Raw genomic sequence first — 1,667 nt, forward strand, 5'->3', positions numbered from 1 at the left:
CCCGTAAGGGCGCATCTACACGTCGTAAACGACGTCGATGAAAAACTTTTATTTTCTACTTCGTAGGAAAGTTTTTTCTCACCTGCGTTCGACGTTACTATTCAAATATTTTTATGAGTACGACTAATTAAAATTTGATAAATACATACAAAAATAGCCTAGACCTATAAATTAGATCTAGGCTATTTTTTATTCGTTTTTTAAATAATAATCTTGTTTTTCATAATTAAATATCGCAATAATTGAATTTGCTTTTGACTCTGTTTCTGAAATTTCATCATCACTCGTATGAATTAAATCGCCATCTTCGTTATCGTCTAAATTTAAACGCTTGTGAGCCGTTTTTAAAGCTCCTCCATAAGAAATGAGTCGTTTAGCATATAAACCTCTCTCAAGGTCCTCTACGGCCTTTAAATTGCTTTCTAGGTCATCTGTAAGGTAATCAGATGATTTAACGCTGTATTTAGCCGTTTCTTTGATTGCTGATGTAATGGCAGAATCCTTTTTCTTATTCGGTCTTATCGCTTTAACATTCACAACTGGCTTGTACTCCACTTGTAAAGCTCTTTGCCATAAATTAGTCCATTCATCTTGAGAAATATAATTTTCTTTATTCTTGAAATAAGTTCCACTAACACATAGAAGCACATGCATATGTTGGTTGTAAGATCCATTTTCCTTATTGACCGTTATTTCAGTTGCTCTCATAAAACCAATAAGATTTTTTGATACTTTTTTATACTGTTTAAGCTTATTGAATGCTTTAGTCATATAACTTAATGATTCGTTTAACTCTTGACCCGACCAAACATTCTTAACAGTCAGTGTTAAAAACAACCAACGAGAGCTTGGATACTCTTTTAAAACTTCTTCAACCACTCGTTGCGATTGATAACTTTGTTTCATTGCTCGTCTCCAATTACAAACTGGGCATAATTTTGATTTACAAAACCATGCTCGATATAGTTTTAAATGTCCAGTATCACTCGGTTTAAACTCCAACACTTCGCCACATTGTTTAACATTATTAGATTTCTTAAATTCTAGTATTTGAAGTAATTCAGCGTATGTTACGTTCGCTACCTTTTTTTCACGCCATGGTCGTATCTTTCCTGTTTTAGTAATATCTTTAAACGGTTTATTTACTTGTCTGTCATTTCCTGTCATGCTATTATTAATATGCATATAAAAGACCCCCAGTTTTGGTTTTGTGTGGTAACTTAATCATAATACTGGGGCTTTTTTTATGCAAATTTTTCTTTCAACTATTTTAAGGCTAAAAAAGAGCGTCAAAGCCTTGGTATGCAAGCATTTCAATAAAAAATACAAAATTTAATTGTTTCTATATAGTATCAAGATAAGAAGAAACTCGTTTCACTCGTTTCAAAATTCTTCAAAACGTATGTATTTATTCCAATTTCCTTTTTGAGTAGAAACTTCGACCCTTCAAACTTCCCGAAGATGAGCCACCAGGAAAAAACGCCCTGGTGGGCCCACTTCGTTAAGTGTACTTGAAGGGTCTTTTCTTTCTCAAAAAGTTTTCTCGGCATAAAAACGACTCTTAAGAAAATAGCAAGTTTTATTTTTATTTTATTCATATACGAATAAATTTCATTTGAGCATATCACTTTACAGAATCCAAAATCGACGTTAAACTTTCGTTAGAA

1 protein-coding gene is annotated in these 1,667 nt (G+C 32.6%); it reads right to left on the bottom strand.

Annotated elements, in window-relative coordinates; translation table 11 throughout:
- Positions 1 to 189 precede the first annotated feature (189 nt).
- Complete coding sequence (locus tag HMPREF3029_RS00160) at positions 190 to 1,185, bottom strand: protein rep (RefSeq protein ID WP_083314928.1); 996 nt, start codon at positions 1,183 to 1,185, stop codon at positions 190 to 192.
- Positions 1,186 to 1,667 lie beyond the last annotated feature (482 nt).

Origin of the sequence: Nosocomiicoccus sp. HMSC059G07, from assembly GCF_001815515.1 — a bacterium.
Taxonomy (GTDB): Bacteria; Bacillota; Bacilli; order Staphylococcales; family Salinicoccaceae; genus Nosocomiicoccus; species Nosocomiicoccus ampullae_A.

Coding starts and splice junctions, on each gene's coding strand:
- HMPREF3029_RS00160 (WP_083314928.1), bottom strand. CDS start 1,185: ATGCATATTAATAATAGCATGACAGGAAATGACAGACAAGTAAATAAA.